Below are 25606 nucleotides of genomic sequence, written 5' to 3' on the forward strand. Positions count from 1 at the left end.
AATTTGAATGATCAGTATGACCGCTGCGTAGGAAAGTGCCGGTTCTGCATCAGATCAATTGACAAGCCATGTAGGCTTTCCTAGGGTGCGCCCATTGTTTTTACCGGGTGCAACCATGACTGCTGACGACCGTATCAAACTCGAACCGAGCTGGAAGCAAGCCCTGCGTGCCGAGTTCGACCAGCCCTACATGGCAGAGTTGCGTGAATTTCTGCGTCGCGAGTACGCGGCCGGCAAGGAGATTTACCCACCGGCACCGCTGATTTTCAATGCCCTTAATTCCACGCCGCTGGACAAGGTGAAGGTGGTGATCCTCGGCCAGGACCCGTATCACGGCCCGGGCCAGGCCCATGGTCTGTGCTTTTCGGTGCAGCCGGGCGTACCGGCACCGCCTTCGCTGGTGAACATCTATAAGGAATTGAAACGCGACCTGAATATCGACATCCCGAATCACGGCTACCTGCAAAGCTGGGCCGACCAGGGCGTGTTGCTGCTCAACACCACCATGACCGTGGAGCGTGCCAATGCCAATTCCCACGCGGGCAAGGGATGGCAGCACTTTACTGATCGGGTCATTGAAGTGGTCAGTGAGCACCAGCCGCATTTGGTCTTTTTGCTGTGGGGCGCCCATGCCCAGGGCAAGCAGAAGCTGATCGATGCCACCAAACACCTGGTGCTGACCTCCGTCCACCCGTCGCCGCTGTCGGCTTACCGCGGCTTCCTGGGTTGCGGGCATTTCAGTCGGGCCAACAAGTTTCTTGAGCAACAGGGCGAGACGCCGATCGACTGGCGGTTGCCGGCGGTTTAATGCGTTGACCGGGCTGGCCTCATCGCGAGCAGGCTCGCTCCCACAGAGGGGTTGTGGAGGGGCGCAAAAATGGGGCTCGCCACTATTCCTTGTGGGAGCGGGCTTGCTCGCGAAAGCGGCGGATCAGCTTGCATCGATGGTGAATGTGCCGGCGCCTTCGCGAGCAAGCCCGCTCCCACAGGGTATTGCGGTGTACACAAATCAGTGTGGGAGCGAGCCTGCTCGCGATGGGGGCAACGCGGTCTATAAGTCCGAACCCGACTTGCGCATCCAATACCTGAACAACGGCTCCGCCAGAAACAGCACAAACAGCAGCCGCATGACCTGCAACGCTGTCACCAGCGGCACCGACAATTGCAGCGTCTCCGCCGTCAAGCTCATTTCCGCAATACCGCCGGGCATCATGCCCAAGGTCAGTGAGCGCAAGTCCAGGTGGGTCAGCGTGCTCAGCCCCAGAGCCGCAAGGGTGGCGATCAACATCGTCAACACCGTGCCGATCAGCGTACGGCCCATGAACGACGGCGCGCGGCGGAAGAACTGCCGGTTGAAATGACAACCCAATCCGCTGCCGATCAACCACTGACCGATCTGGCTGCCACCGTCGGGCAGGCCGATGTGCAGGTCCCAACCGATGCTCACCGCCGCACTTACCAGCAACGGTCCGAACAGCCACGGGTTGGGTTGGCGCAAACGCTCCCAGCCCCAGGCGAGCAGGGCGCCCGCCGGGAACAGCAGCGCCAGCCATAGCCAGTCCACCGAGGCAGCGTGCTGCACCGGGGCGCCTTCGCCGAGCAAGTATTTGAACGCGGCCGGCACGCAGAGCACCACCACCAGAACCCGCAGGCTCTGGCCGGCAGCGACGCGGCTCAGGTCGGCGCCATTGCGGGCACCGAGGTTGACCATCTCGCCGGAACCGCCCGGCATGCTGGAGAAAAAAGCGGTGGCGCGGTCTTCGCCGGTGCGGCGCATCAGCCACACACTCACCACGCTGGACACGCTGGTGATCAGCGCGCCGAAGAAGATCAGGCCAAAATGGCTCAGCACCTGCTCCATCACCACCGGGGTGAAGTGCAGGCCGATACCGATGCCTACCACCCACTGGCCGCATTTACGGCCGCCAGGGATTTCCATCAGTTGCCACGGGGTGAGGCAGCGCACCAGGATGATCGCCAGCAACGAGCCGACCATCCAGGGCAAAGGCCAGCCGATCAGGCTGGCCAGATAACCGCCGGCCAGACCGACCAGCGGTGTTCTCCACCATTGTCTGAGTGTTGCCTCAGACATTGGCCAGGGCGCGACGTTGAGCCGAGCGGCGGCGCCAGATCCGCAGCAATGGCATCAGCAGCATGATGACGGTCAATACCCAGCAACCCAGGGTGATCGGGCTCGACCAGAGGATTTCCAGCGCACCGTTGGAAATCGACAGCGCACGACGCAGGTTCTGTTCCATCAGACCACCGAGGATGAAGCCCAACAGGACCGGCGACAACGGGAAGTCCAGCTTGCGCAGGATGTAACCGAAGATGCCGATACCGATCATCAGGAACAGGTCGAACGTGGTGGCGTGTACCGCGTAGACGCCGATCCCGGTGATGATCGCGATGACCGGGACCAATGCCCAGTTCGGCACGGCCAGGATACGGGTGAAGACGCGGATCATCGGGATGTTGAGGATCACCAGCATGATGTTGGCGACGAACAACGAGGCGATCAGGCCCCAGACGATGTCGGGTTGTTGCTGGAACAACAGCGGACCTGGAGTGATGTTGTACAGCGACAGTGCGCCAATCATCACCGCCGTGGTGCCGGAACCAGGAACCCCGAGGGTCAGCATCGGCACCAGCGCACCGCAGGCTGCACCGCCGATGGCCGTTTCCGGAGCGGCCAGACCACGCTTGTCGCCCTGGCCGAAAGTGCCACTCGAGCCTGCGATGCGTTTTTCTGTCATGTACGCCACGGCACTGGCCAGGGTCGCACCGGCGCCTGGCAGCACGCCCATGATGAAGCCCAGCACGCCGCATCGCATGTTCACCCAGAACACCGCCGCCGCTTCCTTGACGTTGAACATCATCCGCCCGGTGGCTTTCACTGCTTCCTGGCCGCGATGGGTCTTTTCCAGCAGCAACAGAATTTCACTGATGGAGAACAGGCCCAGCACCAGCACAACGAACTGGATGCCGTCGGTCAAGTGGATGTTGTCCCCGGTGAAACGGTATACGCCGCTGTTGGCGTCAATCCCGACGCAGGACAGGAACAGCCCGATCAGCGCCGCGATGAAGGTCTTGAGCGGGCGGTCTCCGGCCATGCCGCCGAGACAGACAATGGCGAACACCATCAGGACGAAGTATTCCGCCGGTCCGAAGGCAATCGCCCATTTGGCCAGCAGCGGGGCGAACAGCACCATCCCGCAAGTGGCAATGAATGCACCGAGGAACGAACTCCACGCCGACAGCGAAAGGGCGACGCCGGCCATGCCTTTGCGGGCCATCGGGTAACCGTCCAGGGTGGTCATGACGGTGGAGGCTTCACCCGGGATGTTGAGCAGGATCGAGCTGATTCGCCCGCCGTATTCGCAACCCAGGTATACGGCCGCCAGCAGGATCAGCGCCGACTCCGGCGGCAGACCGAGGGCGAATGCAATCGGGATCAGCAGTGCCACGCCATTGATCGGGCCCAGGCCCGGCAGCAGGCCGACCACGGTGCCGATCAGAGTGCCGCTCAGGGCGGTCACGAGGTTATAGGGGGTCAGTGCAACGCCAAAACCCTGGCCGAGATAATTCAGGGTATCCATATCAATTCTCCAGGACGTCGAGCAGGCCCAAGGGCAGCGGCACGTCCATCAGCTTGTCGAACAACAGATAAAGACCGATGGCCATCAGGCTGATGATCACCACGCTCGGCACCCAACGACCGCCATACAGGCGCGCCATCGGCACCCCGACCACGATGCTGGCGAGGATGAAGCCCAGGGGTTCGAAGGTTCCGGCGAATATCAGCAGCAGCACTACGCAGATGCCGATTTTTTGCAAGGTTTCACGATCCAGTTGCGGATCTTCGTCGCTGTGCACGATGGGCGTCGGACGAAACACCATATAAAGCAGGGCCAGGCTCAACAGCCCGATCATCAGCAAGGGAAAGGCGCGCGGCCCGACCGGTTCGTAGGAAAAGGCTGCCTGGTAGGGCCAGGCCATCAGCGCGAGGCCGACGCAAACCAGCAGCAGCACTGAAGCGAAAATACGTTGGATGAGCATGACTAACTCCTGGGCGGCGCCGTGGGATTGCCGACGCCGCCGCGAGAACAGAGGCGATTACTGGACCAGGCCAAACTCTTTGGCCAGCATCTTGTAGTCGGCCACTTGCTTCTTCACGTAGGCGTCCAGTTCCGGGCCGGTCATGGCGAACGGAAAGAGTTCGCGCTGGTCACGCAGCTTGGCGAAGTCTTCGGAAGCCAGCAGCTTGTCGAAGGCGTTTTTCCACCAGGCGTAGTCTTCATCACTGACCTTCGGCCCGAGGTAGAAGCCACGAACCACCGGCCAGACGATCTCGTAGCCTTGTTCGCGGGCGGTCGGGATGTCTTTCATTTCCGGCTCGTCCAGGCGCTTCTCGGCGAACACCGCCAGCAGGCGCATGTCGCCGCTCTGGATGTGTGGCATGGAGTCGGAGATGTCCGTACTGCCTACCTGAATATGGCCGCCAAGCAGGGCCGTTGCGATCTCGCCACCGCCTTCGAGCGCCACGTAGCGCAGTTTGCGCGGGTCGATACCGGCGGCCTTGGCGATCAGCGCGGTTTGCATCCAGTCCTGGCTGCCGACGGTGCCGCCGGAACCGATGACCACGGAGCCCGGATCTTTCTTCAGGGCCTGTACCAGATCATCAAGGTTCTTGTAGGGCGAATCGCTTTTCACCGCGATGGCGCCATAACTGGTGCCAACGGCCGCCAACCAGCGAACGGCGTTTTCGTCGAAACGCCCGAACTTGCCTTGGGCCAGGTTCAGCAACGAGCCACTGGACCAGGCCACCAGCGTGCCGGCGTCGGCCGGGCGCTGAGCGACCACTGCGTTGTAGGCCACCGCACCGACGCCGCCGGGCATGTAGGTCACACGCATCGGTTTGGTCAGCAGTTTTTCGTTCACCAGGGCGCTTTGGGCCAGCTTGCACGTCAGGTCAAAACCGCCGCCAGGCGCGGCCGGGGCGATGCATTCCGGACGCTTGGGTTCGGCGAGCAACTGCCCGGCGAACATCAGGCAACCAGCGGCCAGGGCTACTTTACGCAGTGATAGGTTCATTTTTGTCTCCACAGGAGTTGTTGTTGTGTGTTGCACATTGGGTGTTGCCGGACCCTTCGGGAATCGACAACGGGCTATCAGGAGCGATAGGTCACGTGGCGCAGATGCACAGGCACGACGGTGCAAGATCGGCGAAAGCGGCGGCGCAACGGAAAGACTTCTGGTTGAAGCGGGAAGGGCGAGCAGGCGTCGGGGCCTGGGGCTGTATGGACAGCATGGTGAATACTCCGCGCTATTGTTCTTATTTGGCGAAAACGCTTCGGGGCGTTTTTCGTTCGCAAGGTGCCTCGCGAGCGGCAGTCGAAACTAGCCGTTGGAGGACTCTAACCGGTCAACCTTTCGCTAACCTTTCAAAAGCTTTCACGATGTTTTTGGCTTCACAGAGGTGGATGCGGCTGTAAACTCCGCGCCACAGAATGGTGCCGACCATCCCTGAATCGAGGTGAAACCCAATGCGTGTCCTGCTCGTCGAAGACCATCTCCAGCTGGCCGAAAGTGTAGCCCAGGCGCTCAAGAGCACCGGTTTGACCGTGGATGTGCTGCACGACGGGGTGGCGGCCGACCTGGCTTTGAGCAGCGAGGAGTACGCGGTCGCGATTCTCGATGTGGGGCTGCCACGCATGGACGGCTTCGAGGTGCTGGCCCGGCTGCGGGCCCGGGGCAAGACCTTGCCGGTGTTGATGCTGACTGCCCGCAGCGACGTCAAGGACCGGGTCCATGGCCTGAACCTGGGCGCTGACGATTACCTGGCCAAGCCGTTCGAGCTCACTGAGCTGGAAGCGCGGGTCAAGGCACTGTTGCGCCGTAGCGTATTGGGGGGCGAACGCCAGCAGCGCTGTGGCGGGTTGATTTATGACCTGGACACCCGCCGCTTTACCCTTGACGACGAACTGCTGACTCTGACTTCCCGCGAGCAGGCCGTGCTGGAGGCGTTGATTGCCCGGCCAGGGCGGGTGATGAGTAAAGAGCAGCTGGCGGCCCAGGTGTTCGGCCTGGACGAAGAGGCCAGCCCCGATGCCATTGAAATTTACGTCCACCGCCTGCGCAAGAAACTCGACGGTCATGCCGTGGCGATCGTGACATTCCGCGGCCTGGGCTACCTGCTGGAAACCCGCGATGCATAAGCCCGACAGTTTGCGTTGGCGACTGCTCTGGAACCTGGCACTGCTGTTGGTGGTACTGATGCTCGCCAGCGGCCTGAGTGCCTATTGGAACGGTCGCGAAGCCGCGGACACGGCCTACGACCGCACGCTGCTGGCCTCGGCCCGGACCATCGCCGCCGGCCTGTCGCAACGCGACGGCAGCCTCAGCGCGGATGTGCCTTATGTGGCCCTGGATACCTTTGCCTACGACAGCGCCGGGCGTATTTACTACCAGGTCAATGACATCCACCAGAAGCTGATTTCCGGCTACGAAAACCTTCCAGGCCCACCGCCCGGTACGCCGCGTACCGACGATTACCCGGCCCTGGCGCGTTTCTATAACGCCAGCTATCAGGGGCAGGACGTGCGGGTGGTGAGCCTGCTCAAGGCGGTGAGTGAACCGAACATGAACGGCATGGCGGAGATTCGCGTGGCGGAAACCGAAGAGGCGCGGATCAGCATGGCCCGTGGCCTGATGGCCGACACGCTGTTGCGCCTGGGCATGCTGGCAGTGGGCGCGCTGTTGATGGTGTGGTTCGCCGTCAGTGCCGCCTTGCGCCCGCTGGAGCGCTTGCGCACGGCAGTGGAGGAGCGTCAGCCGGACGATTTGCGGCCATTGCCCCTGGTGGAAGTCCAGCATGAACTCTGGCCACTGGTGCGGGCCCTCAACCATTTCACCGAGCGTCTTCGCGGGCAATTCGAGCGTCAGGCGCAATTCATCGCCGACGCCGCCCATGAACTGCGCACACCTTTGGCTGCGTTGAAGGCTCGGCTTGAACTGGGGCTACGCGCCAGCGAGCCGGCGGTCTGGCGTGAAACCCTGGAAACCGCGGCCCAGGGCACGGATCGGCTGACCCATCTGGCGAATCAGTTGCTGTCCCTGGCTCGTGTCGAAAATGGTGCCCGGGCCATCGCCGAGGGCGGCGCGCAGCTACTGGATCTCAGCCAACTGGCACGGGAGCTGGGCATGGCCATGGCGCCGTTGGCCCATGCCCGTGGCGTGGCGTTGGCTTTGGAAGCCGACGAACCGGTGTGGCTGCGAGGTGAGCCAACCTTGTTGAACGAGTTGTTGAGCAATCTGGTGGACAATGCCCTGGCCCATACCCCGTCGGGGGGCAATGTGATCCTGCGGGTCACAGCGCCTGCGGTGCTCGAGGTCGAGGACGACGGACCGGGCATTCCGCTGCATGAGCGAGACCGCGTGTTCGAGCGCTTCTATCGACGCAATCAGCAAGTGGCCGGTTCTGGTTTGGGGTTGGCGATCGTCGGTGAAATCTGCCGTGCGCACCTGGCGCAAATCACGTTGCATGATGGGCAGGAGGGCGGTCTGAAAGTCAGGGTGAGCTTTATCCCTGGTTCAGATTGAGAGTCGAACACTGTCTTGTGGCGAGGGAGCTTGCTCCCGCTCGACTGCGCAGTCACGCAGTGAACCAGGTCCTGTGGCGAGGGGATTTATCCCCGTTGGACTGCGCAGCGGCCCTAAAGCAGTTAACTCAATCTTCCTGGTACACCGAGTTGCCTGGTTTGGGGGCTGCTGCGCAGCCCAGCGGGGATAAATCCCCTCGCCACAAAAAGAGCTTCTTGCCCTCGGGCGTTCTAGTAAAACATCGACCGCGCTTCTTCGATCTCCGCGCACCTGGCTTTGTTTTCCGGGTCGATGCCCAGCTTCTTGAAGGCCGGTACGCCGAAGGCATCGATCCTGCCCAGAGGGTGGTCGCAGTCCTTGTAGCAATACAAGGCGGCCACCTGCACCAGGTCCACGTAATCGAGTTGCTTCGAGTCTCGGGTGAAGTCCAGATACAGCCCCGGCAGCTTCACCAGTCTTTCTGGAAATTCCCAGACGCTGAGCAACTTGTCTCCCAGCACCGGGTGAATCGTTTCGATGACGTGATTGAGACTGACCGGGTCAGACAGCAATTCATTGTTGTCTTCGGCGTAGGTGAGAATCGGCAGTACGCCAATCTGATGTACCAGCCCACCCAGCGCGGCCTGATCGGGTTTGAGTTGCGTATAAACCCGGCACAACGCATAGCAGACACCGGCGATTTCCAGGCTTTTACGCCAGACTTCGCGCATCTTCTGTTCCACCACTTCGGAACGGGCATGGAAAATCTGCTCCATGACCAGGCCGATGGCCAGGTTGCTGCTGTAGTTGACCCCCAGCCGGGTGATGGCTGTGTGCAGGTCAGTGACTTCCTGGGTCGCCCGCAGCAGTGGGCTGTTGACCACTTTTATCAGGCGCGCAGAAAGCGCCGTGTCACGACCGATCACTTTGCTCAGGTTGCTGACGCTGATTTCCGGGTCTTCGGCGGCCCGGCGAATCTGCAGGGCCACTTCCGGTAATGTTGGCAGAACCAGGTCATCGTTATCGATGGCCTCCACCAAATCCCGTTGGACCTTATCCGCCAAATCGCTCATTTCGTTTCTCTAGGGTGTTACGACAAAATGCTGCGATCAGCGCTGGATTTCGCGGTCGCGGTCCAGTTCGTAAGGCAGGTCGAGCAATTGCAGGCCCGGGCCTTCCAGCGCGCCGAGGTGCAAATTGTCATCTTCTGCAGCTTCGGCCTGTACCACGGCCAGCAGTTCAATGTTTCGTTCGGTGCGAGCGGCCATCACCACTTCACCGATGGAACTGCCGTGCGTGGGTGAAAACAAAGGGGCGCCAGGCTCGGGCAGTTCACTGCCATCCATTTGCAGCCGATACAGACGCCGCTTGAGTTTGCCCAGGTACTGCATGCGGGCGACGATTTCCTGGCCGGTGTAGCAACCTTTCTTGAAGCTCACGCCGCCGACGGCTTGCAGATTGAGCATCTGCGGAATGAACAGTTCGCGGGTAGCCGGCATGACCTGGCCGATCCCGGCACGGATCTGACCCAGCAGCCACTGGTTCAGCTCGCCCTCGGTCAACTGTTCGCGCAGCCGGGCTGACAGCGGGTCGGCCTGTTCGGCGGGCGCCCAAAGTTCGGCGCGGTTAGGAGAGACGCGAATGGCGATCAGGCGATCATGACGAACGACGCTGTCGGTGTCGGCCGGCAGCTCGAGGCCCAGGGCTGCGAGCGCCGTGTCGGCGTTTTCCAGGCCGAAGCGAGCCCAGGCGGTGCTTTCATCGGTCAGTCTGGATTTGGAGAACACGGCATACTTTTTCAGGTCCGCCAGTTGCGGTTCGAGTAATTCGGTGGCCATTGCCATCAGTACACCATCGCCTTCGAGCAGGATGCGGAAACTCGATTGCATCCGGCCTTTCTGGGTGCAGCGGGCGCCGAGGCTGGCCCGGCTGTCGCTCAGGTAGTTGAGGTTGCAGGTCAATTGGCCTTGCAGGAATTTGCCAGCGTCCACGCCGCGGACCGCGAGAACGCCTTCGTGGGACAGGGTGCAGAAAAAAGCGGAATCAGCCATGGGTCATCGCAGGGTAAAAAGTCTGGTGGACATCATAAGGGGGCGCCCTTGAAATGGGTAGTTCACAAAGGATCGGTGGTGCCTGACCCGAGCCGTCTGTTCCATCGCAGCGGGGCCTGTATACTTGCGCTCTATTTGAGGAGCGCTCCATGGTCGAAGATGTTGAACTGAATCGCCTTTACTGGCACAGCCGCCGCGGCATGCTTGAGCTTGACGTGTTGCTGGTGCCGTTCGTGAAAGAAGTTTATCCCCACCTTAACGACGTGGACCGTGCGTGCTACGTGCGTCTGCTCGAGTGCGAGGATCAGGACATGTTCGGCTGGTTCATGGAACGCAGCGAATCCGAAGACCCGGAGCTGCAGCGCATGGTTCGGATGATCCTGGACCGTGTCCAGCCCAAGTAATCGCTTTGAATGCCGCTGGCGGGCTTCCGGGCAACTGCTGGCGGCCTATCTCCTGGCCCAGGCCTTTGCCTTGGGTTCGTTGTTGCTGTTGTCCGTCCCGTTCTGGTTAATCAGCCTCGGCGTGCTGCTGTGCCTGGCCCATGGTGCCTGGACGCTACCGCGGCATCTATTGTTGACCCACCGTCAGGCCTTTTGCCGGTTGCGTCGTGATGCCGATGGCTGGCAGCTGTGGAACAGGGCCGGTGGCTGGCAGGCGGTGCAATTGCGCCCGGACAGCCTGGCGTTGCCGATGATTATCGTGCTGCGTTTTCGCCTGCGGGGGGAGTGGCGGGTCCGTTCGCTGTGCGTGCCCCGCGATGCGCTGGCGCCGGATCTGCATCGGCGCCTGCGGGTTCGGCTCAAGTTCAGCCGGCGTAGGTGGGCGGCACCAGAATAGTGTCCAGCGCTTCGGGTAGTAGGCCCGGGTAGTCGAGGGTGTAGTGCAGCCCGCGGCTCTCCTTGCGTTCCATGGCTGAGCGAATCATCAGTTCAGCGACCTGGGCCAGGTTGCGCAACTCGATCAGGTCGCGGCTGACCTTGTAGTTGCTGTAGAACTCATCGATTTCATCCAGCAACAGCCGCACCCGATGCTGCGCCCTCTGCAGGCGTTTGTTGGTGCGCACGATGCCGACGTAGTCCCACATGAAGCGCCGCAGTTCGTCCCAGTTGTGCGCAATGATCACATCTTCGTCCGAGTCGGTGACCTGGCTGGCGTCCCACGAGGGCAGGGCGGACGGAGCGCCGATCTGCGGCAATTGCTCAAGAATGTCCGCCGCCGCCGAGCGGGCGTAGACGAAACACTCCAGCAACGAGTTGCTGGCCATGCGGTTGGCGCCGTGCAGGCCGGTGAAGCTGGTTTCGCCAATGGCATACAGACCCGGTACGTCGGTGCGACCCTGTTGGTCGACCATCACGCCACCGCAGGTGTAATGCGCCGCTGGCACCACCGGAATCGGTTGCTTGGTGATGTCGATGGAAAATTCCAGGCAGCGCTCGTACACCGTCGGGAAATGGCTCTTGATGAAGGCTTCGGGTTTGTGGCTGATGTCCAAGTAAACGCAGTCGATGCCCAGGCGCTTCATTTCATGGTCGATGGCCCGGGCGACGATATCCCGGGGCGCCAGTTCGGCGCGGGAATCGAAGCGCTGCATGAAGCGCTCACCGTTGGGAAGTTTCAGGTGAGCACCTTCGCCGCGCAGGGCCTCGGTGATCAGAAAACTCTTGGCCAGCGGATGGTAGAGGCATGTTGGGTGGAACTGATTGAACTCCAGGTTCGCCACCCGGCAGCCCGAACGCCAGGCCATGGCAATGCCGTCCCCGCAGGCGCCGTCGGGGTTGCTGGTGTATAGGTAGACTTTCGCGGCGCCACCGGAGGCCAGGATCACGAAGCGGGCGCCGTAGGTGTCGACTTCGCCGGTGCCACGGTTGAGCACGTAGGCGCCCAGGCAGCGGTCGCCGTCCAGGCCCAGGCGTTTTTCGGTAATCAGATCGACCGCGACGCGTTGTTCCAGAAGCTCGATATTGGGCCGCTGGCGGGCTTGGGCCAGCAGGGTCTTGAAAATCGCCGCGCCGGTAGCATCAGCGGCGTGAATGATGCGTCGATGGCTGTGACCGCCTTCGCGGGTCAGGTGAAACTCGAAACCACCGTCTTCGGTCCCGGATTGTTCGTCACGCGTGAACGGGACGCCCTGGTCGATCAGCCATTGTATGGCTTCCCTGCTGTGCTCGACGGTGAAACGCACGGCTTCGGGATTGCACAGGCCTCCTCCGGCATTGAGGGTGTCATCGACATGCGATTCAATAGTGTCGGTGTCATCCAGCACGGCCGCGACGCCGCCCTGGGCCCAGAATGTCGAACCGTTGGCCAGGTCGCCTTTGCTCAGGACTGCGATGCGCAGATGCTCCGGCAACGTCAGTGCCAGGCTCAAACCGGCGGCGCCGCTGCCGATTACCAGAACATCGTGTTGGAACTGTTGGCTCATTTGAAAGGTTTCCGCTCAAAACGACCCGGGTCGGGGTTGGCGCAAGACATCCGTTTCAATGGGTCAGGCAGCCATGCAGCCCACTAGTATATAGAGAGGGGGATCGGCACAATAGCGGCGTATTCATGGCAATGTGAAACCAGAATGACACAAAGATGACGCGCTTCGTCGGATCACGATTTTGGTGGATGGGCGACAAGGCGACCGTTTCGAGGATGAAACACTGTTTATCTCGTCAGGGTTGCCCGATGTTCCATACGCAAGGCTATAAATAGTTGGAACTTTTGCCGAGCGACTGGGTTCAATAGACGGTTGTCTGCAAAAGGGAACAACGTCGGGTTGGTGCAAGATTAGGATTTGAATCTTTGCCGACAGGCCCGGCGACAGATTATTCGCGCAGCCGGGGAATCTCGCGCTGCGCTTTTCGTGCGTGCCGGATCAGAGCGCGCCGGAAACTTGCTTGGAGGGGAGAACTTTTGCGAAAAGCCCGAGTCTATGGTTGCAAGCCCGGTCGATTAGTAATGCAAGCCTCCTTCGAGCTTATCGAGGAGTGTTCATGCTAACCCAGGAAGAGGATCAGCAACTGGTCGAGCGCGTTCAACGCGGCGACAAGCGAGCTTTCGATCTGCTAGTGCTGAAATACCAGCACAAAATTCTCGGGTTGATCGTGCGTTTTGTGCACGACACCCATGAAGCCCAGGATGTTGCTCAGGAAGCCTTCATCAAGGCTTACCGCGCGCTTGGTAATTTTCGCGGAGATAGCGCGTTTTATACGTGGCTTTACCGCATCGCCATTAACACGGCGAAAAACTATCTGGTTTCACGCGGCCGCCGGCCGCCGGATAGCGATGTAAGTTCTGAAGATGCAGAGTTCTATGATGGCGATCACGGTCTCAAGGATCTTGAATCACCGGAACGAGCGTTGCTGCGGGATGAGATCGAAGGCACTGTCCATCGGACCATCCAGCAACTGCCCGAAGATTTGCGTACGGCTCTAACTTTACGTGAATTCGACGGTCTGAGTTACGAGGACATTGCCAGCGTCATGCAGTGTCCGGTGGGTACCGTGCGCTCCCGGATTTTCCGCGCTCGGGAGGCCATCGATAAAGCCCTGCAACCTTTGTTGCAGGAAAACTGAGACAGCGGCGACAGCCAAGAGAGGAACGCCATGAGTCGTGAAGCCCTGCAGGAATCGCTGTCCGCAGTGATGGATAACGAAGCGGACGAATTGGAATTGCGTCGGGTATTAAATGCCTTCGACGATGTTGAAACCCGTGAGACCTGGGCTCGTTACCAGATCGCCCGGGCTGTCATGCACAAGGACCTGCTGCTTCCGCGTCTTGACATCGCTGCGGCTGTATCTGCTGCACTGGCTGATGAAGCGGTTCCGGTCAAAGCCTCCCGCAGCCCTTGGCGCAACCTGGGTCGTCTGGCGGTTGCCGCTTCGGTGACGGTAGCTGTGCTGGCAGGGGTTCGCCTCTACAACCAGGATGAGATTGCCGGCGTGCAGATGGCCCAGCAGTCCAACCAGCCTGGCTTGGCCGCTCCACAGGTCAAGGGCCCGGCAGTGTTGGCCGGCTATAGCGAAAGTTCGGAAGTCGCAGGTCCCATGGCCAACGGTGTGCTGCAAGGCCAACCAGGCTGGCATGATCAGCGTCTGCCCAACTACCTGCGTCAGCATGCCCAGGAAGCTGCCCTGAAAGGTACTGAAAGCGCGTTGCCTTACGCTCGTGCAGCCAGTTTGGAAGACCGCTAAGGAGGACGATTGCGCGCCATACCTCTATTTTCGCTTTTGCTAGGTGGCTGGTGCGTTATCCCAGCCTATGCCGGTGAGGCTCAGGACTGGCTTAATCGTCTGAGTCAGGCCGAGCAACAGCAAAGCTTCCAGGGCACTTTCGTTTACGAGCGCAACGGTAGTTTTTCTACCCATAACATCTGGCATCGTGTCCAGGATGGCAAAGTCCGCGAGCGGTTACTCCAGCTCGACGGTTCGGCACAGGAAGTTCTGCGCATTGATGGACGTACTCAATGCGTAAGTGGCTCCTTGATTGCCGGGGTGGGGAATACGCCTGAAGGCACGGCACGTGCGCTCGATCCGCAAAAACTCAAGAATTGGTATGATCTTGCCGTCATTGGCAAGTCGCGCGTGGCCGGGCGCCCGGCGGTGATTGTGGCGCTGACGCCCAAGGACCAGCATCGTTATGGTTTCGAACTGCATCTTGACCGAGAGACCGGCCTGCCGCTCAAGTCTCTTTTGCTCAATGACAAGGGCCAGTTGCTCGAGCGTTTTCAGTTCACACGCTTGAATATCACGGCGCCGTCCGATAGTGATCTGCAAGCCACTGCCGAATGCAAGGTTGTAGCGCAAAACCCGGCTCAAAGCGCCAAGGCCAAAACTGCATGGCGTTCGGACTGGCTTCCGCCGGGTTTCGAATTGACCAGCAGTGGAATGAGAAAGGACCCGGAAACCAACGTTCAGGTCAATAGCCTGATGTATGACGATGGCCTGGCTCGTTTCTCGGTATTTCTGGAACCATTGAACGGCGGGACCGTCACGGACACGCGTACGCAGCTCGGCCCGACAGCCGCTGTTTCGCGTCGACTCACGACGCCCCAGGGCGAAATGATGGTCACGGTGGTCGGTGAAATTCCCATCGGTACAGCGGAACGGATCGCGCTCTCCATGCGTTCCGATGCCACGGCAACTCAATAGCTGCCAGGGTGGTTCGATTGGGCAAGAGGCTTACAGCGCCGGGACTTGATCGAAATGCCGAAACTTTCTGTCAGTATTTTCATTTGCAAAACTTCAATTTTTTTTCTATAGGTCAGAGCCGCTCGGCTCTGGCCTTGCCTGTTTGCGGAACAAAAATACCGGCGTATCTTCCCCTGGTATTTCTTGCTCCATATCGCTTAACCACGCTCGTCGTAACGGGAGCCGTATGTCGATACCACGCTTGAAAACCTATCTTTCCATCTTTGCCACTGTGCTTGTGCTCGGTCAGGCCGTTCCCGCTATGGCGGTCGAATTGCCTGACTTCACTGAGCTGGTCGAGCAAGCCTCGCCGGCGGTGGTGAACATCAGTACCACCCAGAAACTGCCGGAACGCAGAGTGATGGATCAGCAAATGCCGGACCTGGAAGGTTTGCCGCCGATGCTGCGCGAGTTCTTCGAACGCGGGATGCCGCAACCGCGTTCTCCCGGCGGTGGCCGTCAGCGTGAAGCGCAGTCCCTGGGCTCGGGTTTCATTATTTCGCCTGACGGTTACATCCTGACCAATAATCACGTGATTGCCGATGCCGACGAGATCCTGGTGCGCCTGGCAGACCGCAGTGAGCTCAAAGCCAAACTGATCGGTACTGACCCGCGTTCTGACGTGGCGTTGCTGAAGATCGAAGGTAAAGATCTGCCCGTGCTCAAGCTGGGCAAATCCCAGAACCTGAAAGCCGGTCAGTGGGTCGTGGCCATCGGTTCGCCGTTTGGCTTTGACCATACCGTAACCCAGGGCATCGTCAGCGCCATCGGTCGCAGCCTGCCAAACGAAAACTACGTGCCGTTCATCCAGACCGACGTGCCGATCAACCCAGGCAACTCCGGTGGGCCGCTGTTCAACCTCGACGGTGAAGTCGTCGGGATCAACTCCCAGATATATACCCGTTCGGGCGGCTTCATGGGCGTGTCCTTCGCGATCCCGATCGACGTTGCCATGGACGTGTCCAATCAGCTGAAAACCGAAGGCAAGGTCAGCCGCGGCTGGTTGGGCGTGGTCATTCAGGAAGTGAACAAGGACCTGGCCGAGTCGTTCGGGCTGGAGAAGCCTGCCGGTGCGCTGGTGGCGCAGATTCAGGAGGGTGGTCCGGCTGCCAAGGGTGGCCTGCAAGTGGGCGACGTGATCCTGAGCATGAATGGCCAGCCGATCGTCATGTCCGCTGACCTGCCACATCTGGTGGGTGCCCTCAAGGCGGGTTCCAAGGCGAATCTGGAAGTGATCCGCGAAGGCAAGCGCACAAACGTCGAATTGACCGTCGGCGCCATTCCAGAGGAAGGCAAGGAGCTCGATTCACTGGCCAAGTCAGGCGTGGAACGTAGCAGCAATCGTCTGGGCGTGGCTGTGGCGGAGCTTACGCCAGAGCAAAAGCGGACCCTGGAGCTGCAAGGTGGTGTAGTGATCAAGGAGGTGCAGGAGGGTCCTGCGGCCATGATCGGCCTGCAACCAGGCGACATCATCACTCACCTGAACAACCAGGCAATCGGTTCGGCCAAGGAGTTCACCGACATCGCCAAGGCCTTGCCGAAGAATCGTTCGGTCTCGATGCGGGTGCTGCGTCAGGGCCGTGCGAGTTTCATTACCTTCAAGCTGGCCGAGTGATCGCTTAGCTGTCCCAACAAAAAAACCGCCTCGAAAGAGGCGGTTTTTTTGTGTCCGAAAAGACTCAGCCCATCATGTCCTTGACCATGCGCTCCTGCTCCATGAGCTCGCGCTGCCTGGCGTCGATGCGTGACGACAGCGGGAAATTGCTGCCGGCGCGCCGTTTGGCGAAGTCCAGTTGCTGGATGGCCTGACGGTAGTCGCCCACCAGAGCGAAGTATTCGGCGCGGGCCTGGTGCAGGCCGATGATGTTGCCCGACAGTCCGCGGGTCTCTGCCACCATGTACCAGACATCCGGATCGTCTGGACGAGTCTTGAGCAGGTTCTCAAGAGCCTTCTCGGCGTCGGCGGGGCGGTTCTGCTTGAGCAGCAAGTCGACGCGCACCTGATTCAGCGGATAGTTGCCCGGGTACTGGGCTAGCATCCGGTCGACGCGAGCCTGAGCGTCTGGCAGTTTGTTGCTGGTGATATCCAGATCAACCTGGGCCAGGTTATAGATGATCTCGTTAGGCGATTTGGCCAGTAACTGCTTGAGGTTTTCCCGGGCCTCATTCAACTGGCCACCCTTGATCTGCGCGATCGCCAAGCCATAGCGGGCCACGTCGTTCTTCGGGTTTTCATCCAGTTGCGCCCGGAAGCGCTTGGCGCCCAGTCCTGGCGTTTCTTCGTAGATCAACTTGACCCGTGCGCGAATCAATTGATAGCGCATGCTGTCCTCGATGCCACCTGGCCCTGCCTGTTCGGCGCGGTTGCGGGTGTCAGCGATTCGGGATTCGGTCACCGGGTGAGTCAGCAGGAATTCAGGGGGCCTGGCGTCGAAACGGTACTGGCGCATCAGCCGTTCGAACATGGTCGGCATGGACCGCGGATCATAGCCGGCCTTTTCCAGGTTCTGGATGCCGATGCGGTCGGCCTCCTGCTCGTTCTGACGCGAGAAACGCCGTTGTTCCTGAATGGCGGCCGCCTGGGTGCCGGCAATGGCCGCGATCCCGGCGTCACCACCACCGGCGGCGGCGATCACAATGCCAGCCAGCAGCGCTGCCATCATCGGCACCTGCATGCGTTGTTGAGCTTCGACGCCCCGGGCAAAGTGGCGTTGTGACAAGTGCGCCAGTTCGTGGGCCATGACCGAGGCGTATTCACCTTCGGTCTGCGCATTGAGGAACAGTCCACCGTTTACTCCGACGATTCCGCCGGGTGCGGCGAAAGCGTTGAGTTGCGGGCTGTTGATCAGGATGAATTCCAGGCGTCGGTCGTTGACCTGGCTGGTCTCCACCAGTTTGTAAACGCTGGACTCGACGTAGTCCTTGAGCTGTGGATCGTTGAGCTGTGAGACCTGACTGCGCAACAAGGCCAGCCAGGCGCGACCCAACTGGTGCTCCTGTTGCGGCGAGACGATGGCAGAACTGGCGTCGCCGAGTGACGGCAGGTCGTCGGCGAAGCCCGGTGAGGCAAGCAGGCAAGCGAGCGTCAGCAGGGTGGGGCGCAGAAATGTCATGCACGAAGCCTTAGTCGACAAAGACCCTACTGTAGCCGGACACCAGGCCCGGGACCAGATATTCTAAGTCGCTCAACGACCTGCTGCGGAGTGAACCGATGACCGATGCTGTAGCCCCCGATGCCGAACTGGACGCCAGCGGCCTGAATTGCCCGTTACCACTGCTCAAGGCCAAGCTGGAACTCAATCGCCTCGCCAGTGGCGCCGTGCTCAAGGTGACCGCAACGGACGCGGGCTCCCAGCGTGATTTCCGCACCTTTGCCCGGCTGGCCGGTCATACGCTGCTGCGTGAAGAAGACGACAACGGCGTCTACCGTTACTGGCTGAAGAAAGCCTGAAAAACCACAGCGGCCCTTAAGGATTTTTAATGTTCAAAGTGTTACGCGACTGGATCCAGCGCTACTTCTCCGACGAAGAGGCGGTGGTGCTGGCAGTGTTGCTGTTCCTGGCCTTCACGGCAGTCCTCACGCTGGGTGGCATGCTCGCGCCGGTGCTGGCAGGGATGGTGCTGGCGTACCTGATGCAGGGGCTGGTCACGACACTGGAACGGATGCGGCTGCCTGGCGCCATGGCGGTAGGGCTGGTATTCGCCCTGTTCATGGGGTTGTTGGTGGTGTTCGTCGTCGTGATCATGCCGCTGCTCTGGCATCAGTTGGTGACCTTGTTCAACGAATTGCCCGGGATGCTTGCCAAATGGCAGTCGTTGTTATTGCTGTTGCCGGAGCGATATCCGCATCTGGTGTCCGACGAGCAGGTACTGCAGGCCATCGAGGTGGTGCGCGGCCAGATCGGCAAGTTCGGCCAGTGGGCGCTGACGTTCTCTTTGTCCAGCCTGCCGCTGCTGGTGAACATCATGATCTACCTGGTGCTGGTGCCGATCCTGGTGTTTTTCTTTCTCAAGGATCGGGAAATGATCGGGCGCTGGGTCCGTGGCTATCTGCCCCGCGAGCGGGCGCTGATCACCCGGGTGGCCCAGGAAATGAATCGCCAGATCGCCAACTACATTCGCGGAAAAGTTATCGAGATTTTCATCTGCGGCGGCGTGACCTACATCGGCTTCGTGGCCCTTGGGCTCAATTACGCGGCATTGCTGGCGCTGCTGGTGGGCATTTCGGTGGTGGTGCCGTATGTCGGGACCGTGGTGGTGACCGTGCCCGTGGCGTTGATTGCGCTGTTCCAGTGGGGATGGAGCGATCAGTTCATTTATCTGATGGCCGTCTACGGGATCATCCAGGTGCTCGATGGCAACGTGCTGGTGCCGCTGCTGTTCTCCGAAGCAGTGAACCTGCATCCGGTGGTGATCATCTGCGCGGTGTTGCTGTTTGGCGGGCTGTGGGGGTTTTGGGGTGTGTTCTTTGCCATTCCCCTGGCAACACTGTTCAAGGCTGTGCTGGATGCGTGGCCGAGCCGGGAGTCGGTGGTGGCGCCGTTGCTGTAGTAGGCGCTATTTATCCGGTGAGGATGCGGGTGGCCTCATCGCGAGCAGGCTCGCTCCCACACTGGATTTGTGCCGTTAATAAATCCCCTGTGGGAGCGAGCCTGCTCGCGATAGCGCCAGGACAGGCAACGAAAAAACTTCAGGCCTTGTTCAGCGCCTGCGCCGCCGACAACACCGCATCCACATGCCCCGGCACCTTCACACCGCGCCATTCCTGGCGTAGCACACCATCCTTGTCGATCAGGAACGTGCTGCGATCAACGCCCAGATACTCCTTGCCATAGAGCTTTTTCAGCTTGATCACGTCGAACAGCTGGCAAACGGCCTCGTCCTTGTCGCTGATCAGCTCGAACGGGAACTCCTGCTTGCACTTGAAGTTCTCGTGGGACTTGAGGCTATCGCGCGATACGCCGAACACTTCGGTGTTGGCGGCCTGGAACTGGGCGTACTGGTCACGAAAACCCTGGCCTTCGGTGGTACACCCCGGGGTGCTGTCCTTGGGGTAGAAGTAAATCACCACCTGCTTGCCTTTAAGGGCCGCGAGGCTGACGGTGTGCCCGCTGGTAGCGGGCGCCTGGAAATCGGTAACCGGTTGGTCAATGGCAACGGCCATGAACGCTTCCTTACATTGGGTTTTGGGGGCGCCACGGTTCGATCAGGGCATCGAGGTTCATCGCGTCGGCGAAATCCAGGAACTGATCGCGCAGCCAACTGATCTGGGTGCCGGCCGGCAGTGTCACGGTGAACGTGGCATTGAGCATGGTGCCGCCTGTCTGCGGGGCCTGGTAGGTGTCGCAAGTCAGGTTTTCCAGCTCGACATGGTGGTCCATGAAGAACTGGCACAGCTCATTGATGATGTCCGGGCGATAGGCCGAACTCACATAGGCCACGTAGGGCAGGGCCTGGGGACGGTTCTCCAGGGCTGCGCTGCGCACCACGTTGACGGTGAAGGCGTGTTTCTTGGCGAGCACCGGCAGGCTGGCTTCCAGGCGGGCCAGGGCGTCCCAACTGCCGGAGATCTCAAGCACGAGCGCACTGCATTCGCCGTGACGGGTCAGGCGTGAGGTTACGACGGCGCAGCGATTTTCATGGCTGGCGCGGCACAGGACGTTAGTCAGCTCCATGGGGTTGGCGCCAAGGGCACTGATAACAAGGAATTGTTCGCGGACTGTGGGGGTGGACATGCAGCATTCCTAAAGCGATGAGCGGTCGGTACTTTTGCAGCTCGGCACGGCGACAAACCTGGAGAAACGAACGACTCAAGCCCTTTGCCTGGGTTGCGCTGCATTCCGGGGTGGCGGAAATGCGGCAGGACAAACGCAGGAATGGGGCTTGTGGCGACGAATAACGGAGGCTGGGAACCGGCGTATGAGCTTATCGGTACCGATCAAAGCCTGAAGGGTAGCGAAAACCATCGCCAAGGGGAATGGTAGTTCGCTTGTACAAGCATCTTGGCGCCAGTACCATTACCGCTCTCTTTTTCCGGCAGGAGCGGTTTCATGATTGCGGGCAGTATGGTGGCACTGGTCACACCCATGGATGCACAAGGGCGTCTTGACTGGGTCAGCCTCAGCAAACTCGTGGACTTCCACCTTGAAAACGGCACCCATGCCATTGTCGCCGTCGGTACCACTGGCGAGTCGGCAACCCTTGATGTCAACGAACATATCGAAGTCATCCGCGCCGTGGTCAAACAGGTAGCCGGAAAGATTCCGGTGATCGCCGGTACCGGCGCCAACTCGACCCGCGAAGCCGTCGAGTTGACCCGCAACGCCAAGGAAGCCGGTGCCGACGCTTGCCTGCTGGTCGTTCCGTACTACAACAAGCCAACCCAGGAAGGCTTGTACCAGCACTTCAAGCACATTGCCGAAGCGGTCGACATCCCGCAGATTCTCTACAACGTTCCCGGCCGCACCTCCTGCGACATGCAGGCTGAGACCGTGATTCGCCTGTCCACCGTGCCGAGAATCATCGGTATCAAGGAAGCCACCGGCGACCTGGATCGCGCCAAAGCCATCCTCGCTGGCGTGAGCGATGACTTCCTCGTGCTGTCCGGCGATGATCCGACCGCCGTCGAGCTGATCCTGCTGGGTGGCAAGGGCAATATCTCCGTCACCGCCAACGTCGCTCCGCGCGAAATGGCCGACCTGTGCGAGGCGGCGCTCAAGGGCGACGCCGAGACCGCGCGGGCAATCAACGAAAAACTGATGCCGTTGCACAGGGACCTGTTCATCGAAGCCAACCCGATTCCGGTGAAGTGGGCTTTGGTTGAAATGGGCCTGATGCATCAAGGCATCCGCCTGCCGCTCACCTGGTTGAGCGAAGCCTGTCACGAACCGCTTCGGCAGGCCATGCGCCAGTCGGGCGTCCTGGTTTAATTGAGGAAGTACAACGCATGAAGCGAATGGCCGGACTTTCCGCACTTGCCTTGATTATCTCCAGCACCAGTGGCTGCGGATGGGTCTGGGGCCCGGAAGGTTACTTCCGCGACCGTGGTAGCGATTACCTGGAAGCGCAACAGACTGCACCGATGCAAATACCGCCCGATGTCAGTGTCGCCAAACGCCTGGATCCGCTGTTGCCGATCCCGCGTAACGTGGCGGATGACAGCGTCAAGGGTGAATACGTCGTTCCCCGTCCACAGCCGCTCTCGGCCTTGGCCGATGCCAGCGACTACACCCTGCAAAAGAGCGGCGATTCAAGCTGGGTCATGGCCCAGCACCCACCGGCCGAAGTCTGGCCCGTGGCGATCCAGTTCTTCCAGGACAACGGTTTCCGCCTGGATGAACAGCGTCCGCAAACGGGCGAATTCACCACCACCTGGCAACGTGCCGATGAGCTGTCCGCCGCCATGGCCAAGCGCTTGAGCGCCGCCGGTGTCGGTGCCGACAGCGAAAGCCGCGTGCGGGTTCGCATCGAGCCGGGCGTGCAGCGCAACACCAGTGAAATCTACGTGGTCAGCGCCGAGCGTCCCGCCGGCAGCACCGCCGATGTGGCCTTCACCAACCGTTCGGTCAACACCGGCCTGGATGCTGCGCTGGTGGACGACATGCTCGCCAGCATGAGCCGTAATGCAGAACAGGGCGGTTCGGTTTCGATGCTTGCATCTCGGGATTTCGACGTTCCGAGCCGCGTCAGCCTGAGCGAAGACGGCAGCGGCAACCCGGTGCTCAACGTCGGTTCCGACCTGGATCGCGCCTGGTCGAGCGTGGGCCGTGCGCTGGAGCAGGGTGAATGGCGGGTGGAAGACATCAACCGCAGCCTGGGCCTGTACTACATCAACCTCGCCGAAAAGGCCGAGAAGAAAGATGAGAAGCCTGGCTTCTTCAGTGGTCTGTTCGGCAGCGAGCCGGACAAGGAAGAAATTGAAGCCCGCGCCGAGCGTTATCAGGTTCGTCTGAGCAAGGTGGGTGACAACGTTCAGGTGACCGTCGAGAAAAACATCAACACCGTGGCACCGGCCGATGTGGCCCGCCAGGTATTGAGCGTGATTCAGGACAATCTGGGCTGATCCGATGCGTTTTGCCGTTCTCGGCAGCGGTAGCCAAGGGAACGGCACGCTGATAGCCAGCGCCGGCACGTATGTGCTGGTCGATTGTGGTTTCTCCTTGCGAGAAACCGAGAAACGCCTGTTGCGCCTGGGTGTGCACCCGGCGCAATTGAGCGCGATACTCGTGACCCACGAACATGCCGACCACGTGCATGGCGTGGGTTTGCTGTCTCGGCGCTACAATCTGCCGGTATACCTGAGCCGCGGCACACTGGAGGGCCTGCGTAAGCCCCTCGAACCTGCAGGCTTGGTGGCCGGTGGCGAGCAACTGCGCATTGGTGCCCTGGAGGTCAGCGTGGTCAGCGTGGCGCACGACGCCCGGGAGCCCACGCAGTATGTGTTCAGCGACGGTGAGCGGCGCTTTGGGTTGCTGACCGACCTGGGTTCGTATTGCGACAGGGTGATGGACAGCTACCGCGATCTCGATGCCTTGATGATCGAGTCCAACCACTGTCGTGACATGCTGGCGCGCGGGTACTACCCGTATTTTCTCAAGCAGCGGGTAGGCGGGGAGCGCGGACATTTGAACAACCACCAGGCGGCGTTCCTGGTGGCCGAGTTGGGCTGGCAAGGCCTGCAACACCTGGTCCTGGCCCATCTGAGCAGCAAGAACAACCTGCCGCAGCTGGCCCGGCAATGTTTCGTCGACACCCTTGGGTGCGACCCGGACTGGCTGCAACTGGCCGATCAAGATTCAGGGCTCGACTGGCGACATATCGCCTAGCCCATCTACTTAGCAAGCGGAGCCCATCATGGAAAAACGTGAAGAACTCTACCGCGGCAAAGCCAAATCGGTTTACAAGACCGACGACGCAGACCGCTTGATCCTGCTGTTTCGCAACGACACCTCGGCGTTCGACGGCAAGCGCATCGAACAACTGGACCGCAAGGGCATGGTGAACAACAAGTTCAATGCCTTCATCATGCAGAAACTCGAAGCCGCCGGCGTGCCGACCCAGTTCGACAAGCTGCTGGGCGACAACGAATGCCTGGTCAAGAAGCTGGACATGATCCCGGTCGAATGCGTCGTGCGTAACTACGCCGCCGGCAGCCTGGTCAAGCGCCTGGGTGTGGAAGAGGGCATGAAGCTCAATCCCTACACCTTCGAGCTGTTCCTGAAGGACGACGCCAAGGGCGACCCGTTCATCAACGAATCCCACGTCGTGGCATTCGGTTGGGGCACCGCCGAGCAACTGGCCCGCATGAAGGAATTGTCCCTCAAGGTCAACGAAGTGCTGACCAAGCTGTTCGACGACGCCGGCCTGCTGCTGGTGGACTTCAAGCTTGAGTTCGGTGTGTTCAGCGACGGCTCCATCGTCCTGGGTGACGAATTCAGCCCGGACGGCTGCCGCCTGTGGGACAAGGACACCAAGAAGAAGATGGACAAAGACCGCTTCCGCCAAGGCCTCGGTGACGTCATCGAAGCCTACGAAGAAGTTGCTCAGCGTCTGGGCGTACCGCTGTAATCGACGCAAGCATCTGATAGCACGGAAAAAATTTCGCCCGGGGGTTCGCTTCCGGCGAATGTGCTGGTATGATGCGCGCCACTGGAGAGATGCCGGAGTGGCCGAACGGGACGGATTCGAAATCCGTTGTACTGGCGACAGTACCTAGGGTTCAAATCCCTATCTCTCCGCCATAATTGAATACGACTAAGCCCCTGAAATGGTTGAACATTTCAGGGGCTTTTTCGTTTTTGGCGTTTGTACCGCAGTTGCTGTCGATCTTTGCCGTAGCGCCGGGGCGGGGTTCTCCTCAGGCAGTGGCGGTTTGTTGCTCAATAGCAAGCCCCTCCTTTGTGTCAATCAGACTAATGGTCTATAGCTCAAAGCATGCCTGCCGATAGGTAAGCTAACCCCCATAGAAGGAGTGCCCCCCATGATGCGGTTCTTTGCCGACCTGGGTTTTCGCTGGAAAATCACCCTGCCGATTGCTTTCCTAGCGCTGTTGTTGGTGTTAATGGGATGGTCGGGCATGCGGGGCATTGATCAGGTGACGCAGTCCAGCACACAGCTGACCAAGCGTTACTTGCCGGCCATCAGCCTGTTGCTCAATGCCGATCGCGATCTCTATCAGGCCTTCGTTGCCGAGCGCAGCCTCCTTGACGGTCATGCGGACGAGCATCTGACGGCGCTGAGCGCCAGTCATGAGGAGAATGCGAAGCAGGCTTTTGATCGCGTGCAGCAATATGCCGCGATGCAGCCGGGGGCCGAAGCGCTGGCGTTGGTCAGTCAGTTCAATGACGGTTTTGCCAAGTGGAAGCAGGTTTCGCGGCGGGTAATGGAGTTGTCCGTAGGTGATATGGAGGCGGCCAGCAAACTGAGTTTTGGTGACAGCGAACGCCTGTTCGAGACCATGCGTGATTCCATCGACAAGTTGGGCGAACTGGAAGACCAGGCGTCCCATCGCGAGGGAGACGCGGCGATAGAAAATGGCGAAGAAGTGGGGGTGCATCAGGGCGGCATTCTGTTGATCGGTCTGCTTGGCTGCATTCTGGTCGTTGTTGTTTTGCCAATGGTCGTGCTGCGTCCCATGCGTCGCTTGCTAAGCCGCGTCGAGCAGATTGCAGAGGGGGGCGGCGATTTGAAGGCGCGTCTTGAGGTCCGTTCGGCTGACGAACTGGGCCAGCTCGGCAGCGCATTCAACCGCTTTCTCGACAAACTGCAGCCGCTGATTGCCGAGGTGGGCCGGGTGAC

The 25606-nt window shown here is 60.3% G+C and carries 25 protein-coding genes, 1 tRNA gene and 1 pseudogene; 17 read left to right on the top strand and 10 right to left on the bottom strand.

Annotated features, from left to right (window positions below; genetic code table 11):
* Positions 1-115 precede the first annotated feature (115 nt).
* On the top strand, positions 116-808 hold the full coding sequence (gene ung / locus BMY45_RS10505) for a uracil-DNA glycosylase (RefSeq protein ID WP_092397307.1): 693 nt from the start codon (positions 116-118) through the stop codon (positions 806-808).
* 243 nt (positions 809-1051) lie between these two features.
* Here ung and BMY45_RS10515 read toward each other — a convergent pair whose 3' ends face one another.
* Genes BMY45_RS10515 through BMY45_RS10530 form a run of 4 tightly spaced genes read right to left on the bottom strand, consistent with a single transcriptional unit; the run spans position 1052 to position 5094 of the window.
* Positions 1052-2092: an AbrB family transcriptional regulator gene (locus BMY45_RS10515; protein ID WP_092397311.1), complete on the bottom strand. Its 1041-nt coding sequence runs from the start codon at positions 2090-2092 to the stop codon at positions 1052-1054.
* Positions 2085-3599: a tripartite tricarboxylate transporter permease gene (locus tag BMY45_RS10520; RefSeq protein ID WP_092397313.1), complete on the bottom strand. Its 1515-nt coding sequence runs from the start codon at positions 3597-3599 to the stop codon at positions 2085-2087. The genes BMY45_RS10515 and BMY45_RS10520 overlap by 8 nt, the downstream gene beginning before the upstream one ends.
* Position 3600: 1 nt before the next feature.
* Positions 3601-4059 carry a tripartite tricarboxylate transporter TctB family protein gene (locus tag BMY45_RS10525; RefSeq protein WP_092397315.1) on the bottom strand — a complete coding sequence of 153 codons (459 nt, stop codon included), beginning with the start codon at positions 4057-4059 and terminating at the stop codon, positions 3601-3603.
* A gap of 57 nt (positions 4060-4116) precedes the next feature.
* Positions 4117-5094 (bottom strand): Bug family tripartite tricarboxylate transporter substrate binding protein, encoded by a 978-nt coding sequence (locus BMY45_RS10530; RefSeq protein ID WP_092397317.1) that lies wholly within the window; start codon positions 5092-5094, stop codon positions 4117-4119.
* Between the two features lie 452 nt (positions 5095-5546).
* On the opposite strand from BMY45_RS10530, the gene BMY45_RS10535 reads away from it, so the two are divergent.
* Positions 5547-6218, top strand: a complete 672-nt coding sequence (locus BMY45_RS10535; protein ID WP_047227978.1) for a response regulator — start codon at positions 5547-5549, stop codon at positions 6216-6218.
* Positions 6211-7602: a sensor histidine kinase gene (locus BMY45_RS10540; protein WP_092397319.1), complete on the top strand. Its 1392-nt coding sequence runs from the start codon at positions 6211-6213 to the stop codon at positions 7600-7602. The genes BMY45_RS10535 and BMY45_RS10540 overlap by 8 nt, the downstream gene beginning before the upstream one ends.
* A gap of 230 nt (positions 7603-7832) precedes the next feature.
* Here the strand turns inward: BMY45_RS10540 and BMY45_RS10545 are convergent, their stop codons facing one another.
* Together BMY45_RS10545 and BMY45_RS10550 are read right to left on the bottom strand one after the other, a co-directional pair.
* Positions 7833-8654 (bottom strand): HDOD domain-containing protein, encoded by an 822-nt coding sequence (locus BMY45_RS10545; RefSeq protein WP_092397321.1) that lies wholly within the window; start codon positions 8652-8654, stop codon positions 7833-7835.
* 36 nt (positions 8655-8690) lie between these two features.
* The gene (locus BMY45_RS10550; RefSeq protein WP_092397323.1) at positions 8691-9632 is read right to left on the bottom strand and encodes a CAF17-like 4Fe-4S cluster assembly/insertion protein YgfZ; all 942 of its coding nucleotides are present in this window, start codon (positions 9630-9632) and stop codon (positions 8691-8693) included.
* A gap of 149 nt (positions 9633-9781) precedes the next feature.
* Between BMY45_RS10550 and BMY45_RS10555 the strand changes: the two genes are divergently transcribed.
* Positions 9782-10036: an FAD assembly factor SdhE gene (locus BMY45_RS10555; RefSeq protein ID WP_007930227.1), complete on the top strand. Its 255-nt coding sequence runs from the start codon at positions 9782-9784 to the stop codon at positions 10034-10036.
* A complete protein-coding gene (locus tag BMY45_RS10560) occupies positions 10020-10472 on the top strand; it encodes a protein YgfX (protein ID WP_092397325.1) in 453 nt (150 codons plus the stop codon). Before BMY45_RS10555 ends, BMY45_RS10560 begins: the two co-directional genes overlap by 17 nt.
* Here the strand turns inward: BMY45_RS10560 and nadB are convergent.
* Complete coding sequence (nadB, locus tag BMY45_RS10565; protein ID WP_092397327.1) at positions 10441-12057, bottom strand: L-aspartate oxidase; 1617 nt, start codon at positions 12055-12057, stop codon at positions 10441-10443. The genes BMY45_RS10560 and nadB overlap by 32 nt on opposite strands.
* Positions 12058-12613: 556 nt before the next feature.
* Here nadB and rpoE point away from each other — a divergent pair.
* The 4 genes from rpoE to BMY45_RS10585 all read left to right on the top strand — a co-directional run bounded on the left by rpoE (position 12614) and on the right by BMY45_RS10585 (position 16424).
* On the top strand, positions 12614-13195 hold the full coding sequence (gene rpoE, locus BMY45_RS10570; RefSeq protein WP_003172477.1) for an RNA polymerase sigma factor RpoE/AlgU: 582 nt from the start codon (positions 12614-12616) through the stop codon (positions 13193-13195).
* A gap of 30 nt (positions 13196-13225) precedes the next feature.
* Positions 13226-13813 carry a sigma-E factor negative regulatory protein gene (locus tag BMY45_RS10575; protein WP_092397329.1) on the top strand — a complete coding sequence of 196 codons (588 nt, stop codon included), beginning with the start codon at positions 13226-13228 and terminating at the stop codon, positions 13811-13813.
* A gap of 9 nt (positions 13814-13822) precedes the next feature.
* A complete protein-coding gene (locus BMY45_RS10580; RefSeq protein WP_092397331.1) occupies positions 13823-14770 on the top strand; it encodes a MucB/RseB C-terminal domain-containing protein in 948 nt (315 codons plus the stop codon).
* A gap of 226 nt (positions 14771-14996) precedes the next feature.
* Entirely contained in the window at positions 14997-16424 is a 1428-nt protein-coding gene (locus BMY45_RS10585; protein WP_047227970.1) for a DegQ family serine endoprotease, read from the top strand.
* A gap of 64 nt (positions 16425-16488) precedes the next feature.
* Here BMY45_RS10585 and BMY45_RS10590 read toward each other — a convergent pair whose 3' ends face one another.
* On the bottom strand, positions 16489-17922 hold the full coding sequence (locus BMY45_RS10590) for a M48 family metalloprotease (RefSeq protein ID WP_092397333.1): 1434 nt from the start codon (positions 17920-17922) through the stop codon (positions 16489-16491).
* 98 nt (positions 17923-18020) lie between these two features.
* On the opposite strand from BMY45_RS10590, the gene BMY45_RS10595 reads away from it, so the two are divergent.
* Positions 18021-18260, top strand: a complete 240-nt coding sequence (locus BMY45_RS10595) for a sulfurtransferase TusA family protein (RefSeq protein ID WP_047227968.1) — start codon at positions 18021-18023, stop codon at positions 18258-18260.
* Positions 18261-18289: 29 nt separating this feature from the next.
* A complete protein-coding gene (locus BMY45_RS10600) occupies positions 18290-19360 on the top strand; it encodes an AI-2E family transporter (protein ID WP_092397335.1) in 1071 nt (356 codons plus the stop codon).
* 139 nt (positions 19361-19499) lie between these two features.
* On the opposite strand, the gene BMY45_RS10605 is transcribed toward BMY45_RS10600, so the two are convergent.
* Together BMY45_RS10605 and BMY45_RS10610 are read right to left on the bottom strand one after the other, a co-directional pair.
* Positions 19500-19973: a peroxiredoxin gene (locus tag BMY45_RS10605; RefSeq protein WP_092397337.1), complete on the bottom strand. Its 474-nt coding sequence runs from the start codon at positions 19971-19973 to the stop codon at positions 19500-19502.
* Between the two features lie 10 nt (positions 19974-19983).
* Complete coding sequence (locus tag BMY45_RS10610; protein ID WP_047227965.1) at positions 19984-20544, bottom strand: glycine cleavage system transcriptional repressor; 561 nt, start codon at positions 20542-20544, stop codon at positions 19984-19986.
* Between the two features lie 315 nt (positions 20545-20859).
* Between BMY45_RS10610 and dapA the strand changes: the two genes are divergently transcribed.
* The 6 genes and pseudogenes from dapA to BMY45_RS28640 form a co-directional block, all read left to right on the top strand.
* Positions 20860-21738 (top strand): 4-hydroxy-tetrahydrodipicolinate synthase, encoded by an 879-nt coding sequence (gene dapA, locus BMY45_RS10615; protein ID WP_092397339.1) that lies wholly within the window; start codon positions 20860-20862, stop codon positions 21736-21738.
* Between the two features lie 17 nt (positions 21739-21755).
* The gene (bamC, locus tag BMY45_RS10620; protein ID WP_092397341.1) at positions 21756-22871 is read left to right on the top strand and encodes an outer membrane protein assembly factor BamC; all 1116 of its coding nucleotides are present in this window, start codon (positions 21756-21758) and stop codon (positions 22869-22871) included.
* A 4-nt stretch (positions 22872-22875) separates the two neighbouring features.
* Positions 22876-23634, top strand: coding sequence for an MBL fold metallo-hydrolase (locus BMY45_RS10625; protein WP_092397343.1), 759 nt, complete (start codon positions 22876-22878; stop codon positions 23632-23634).
* A gap of 28 nt (positions 23635-23662) precedes the next feature.
* Complete coding sequence (purC, locus tag BMY45_RS10630) at positions 23663-24376, top strand: phosphoribosylaminoimidazolesuccinocarboxamide synthase (protein ID WP_025212375.1); 714 nt, start codon at positions 23663-23665, stop codon at positions 24374-24376.
* A gap of 83 nt (positions 24377-24459) precedes the next feature.
* A tRNA-Ser gene (locus BMY45_RS10635) sits at positions 24460-24549 on the top strand.
* A 242-nt stretch (positions 24550-24791) separates the two neighbouring features.
* Positions 24792-25565, top strand: a pseudogene (locus BMY45_RS28640) (MCP four helix bundle domain-containing protein); the annotation flags it as partial.
* Between the last annotated feature and the right edge of the window lie 41 nt (positions 25566-25606).

Origin of the sequence: Pseudomonas sp. NFACC39-1, from assembly GCF_900110355.1 — a bacterium.
Classification (GTDB): domain Bacteria; phylum Pseudomonadota; class Gammaproteobacteria; order Pseudomonadales; family Pseudomonadaceae; genus Aquipseudomonas; species Aquipseudomonas tehranensis.

Bases quoted from the DNA above. Each gene is read 5' to 3' on its own strand.
- BMY45_RS10520 (WP_092397313.1), bottom strand. From the start codon at position 3,599: ATGGATACCCTGAATTATCTCGGCCAGGGTTTTGGCGTTGCACTGACC.
- BMY45_RS10555 (WP_007930227.1), top strand. From the start codon at position 9,782: ATGGTCGAAGATGTTGAACTGAATCGCCTTTACTGGCACAGCCGCCGC.
- BMY45_RS10575 (WP_092397329.1), top strand. From the start codon at position 13,226: ATGAGTCGTGAAGCCCTGCAGGAATCGCTGTCCGCAGTGATGGATAAC.
- BMY45_RS10515 (WP_092397311.1), bottom strand. From the start codon at position 2,092: ATGTCTGAGGCAACACTCAGACAATGGTGGAGAACACCGCTGGTCGGT.
- nadB (WP_092397327.1), bottom strand. From the start codon at position 12,057: ATGAGCCAACAGTTCCAACACGATGTTCTGGTAATCGGCAGCGGCGCC.
- BMY45_RS10600 (WP_092397335.1), top strand. From the start codon at position 18,290: ATGTTCAAAGTGTTACGCGACTGGATCCAGCGCTACTTCTCCGACGAA.
- purC (WP_025212375.1), top strand. From the start codon at position 23,663: ATGGAAAAACGTGAAGAACTCTACCGCGGCAAAGCCAAATCGGTTTAC.
- BMY45_RS10605 (WP_092397337.1), bottom strand. From the start codon at position 19,973: ATGGCCGTTGCCATTGACCAACCGGTTACCGATTTCCAGGCGCCCGCT.
- BMY45_RS10545 (WP_092397321.1), bottom strand. From the start codon at position 8,654: ATGAGCGATTTGGCGGATAAGGTCCAACGGGATTTGGTGGAGGCCATC.
- BMY45_RS10590 (WP_092397333.1), bottom strand. From the start codon at position 17,922: ATGACATTTCTGCGCCCCACCCTGCTGACGCTCGCTTGCCTGCTTGCC.
- BMY45_RS10610 (WP_047227965.1), bottom strand. From the start codon at position 20,544: ATGTCCACCCCCACAGTCCGCGAACAATTCCTTGTTATCAGTGCCCTT.
- BMY45_RS10530 (WP_092397317.1), bottom strand. From the start codon at position 5,094: ATGAACCTATCACTGCGTAAAGTAGCCCTGGCCGCTGGTTGCCTGATG.
- BMY45_RS10585 (WP_047227970.1), top strand. From the start codon at position 14,997: ATGTCGATACCACGCTTGAAAACCTATCTTTCCATCTTTGCCACTGTG.
- BMY45_RS10540 (WP_092397319.1), top strand. From the start codon at position 6,211: ATGCATAAGCCCGACAGTTTGCGTTGGCGACTGCTCTGGAACCTGGCA.
- BMY45_RS10525 (WP_092397315.1), bottom strand. From the start codon at position 4,059: ATGCTCATCCAACGTATTTTCGCTTCAGTGCTGCTGCTGGTTTGCGTC.
- BMY45_RS10595 (WP_047227968.1), top strand. From the start codon at position 18,021: ATGACCGATGCTGTAGCCCCCGATGCCGAACTGGACGCCAGCGGCCTG.
- BMY45_RS10625 (WP_092397343.1), top strand. From the start codon at position 22,876: ATGCGTTTTGCCGTTCTCGGCAGCGGTAGCCAAGGGAACGGCACGCTG.
- ung (WP_092397307.1), top strand. From the start codon at position 116: ATGACTGCTGACGACCGTATCAAACTCGAACCGAGCTGGAAGCAAGCC.
- BMY45_RS10535 (WP_047227978.1), top strand. From the start codon at position 5,547: ATGCGTGTCCTGCTCGTCGAAGACCATCTCCAGCTGGCCGAAAGTGTA.
- dapA (WP_092397339.1), top strand. From the start codon at position 20,860: ATGATTGCGGGCAGTATGGTGGCACTGGTCACACCCATGGATGCACAA.
- bamC (WP_092397341.1), top strand. From the start codon at position 21,756: ATGAAGCGAATGGCCGGACTTTCCGCACTTGCCTTGATTATCTCCAGC.
- BMY45_RS10550 (WP_092397323.1), bottom strand. From the start codon at position 9,632: ATGGCTGATTCCGCTTTTTTCTGCACCCTGTCCCACGAAGGCGTTCTC.
- rpoE (WP_003172477.1), top strand. From the start codon at position 12,614: ATGCTAACCCAGGAAGAGGATCAGCAACTGGTCGAGCGCGTTCAACGC.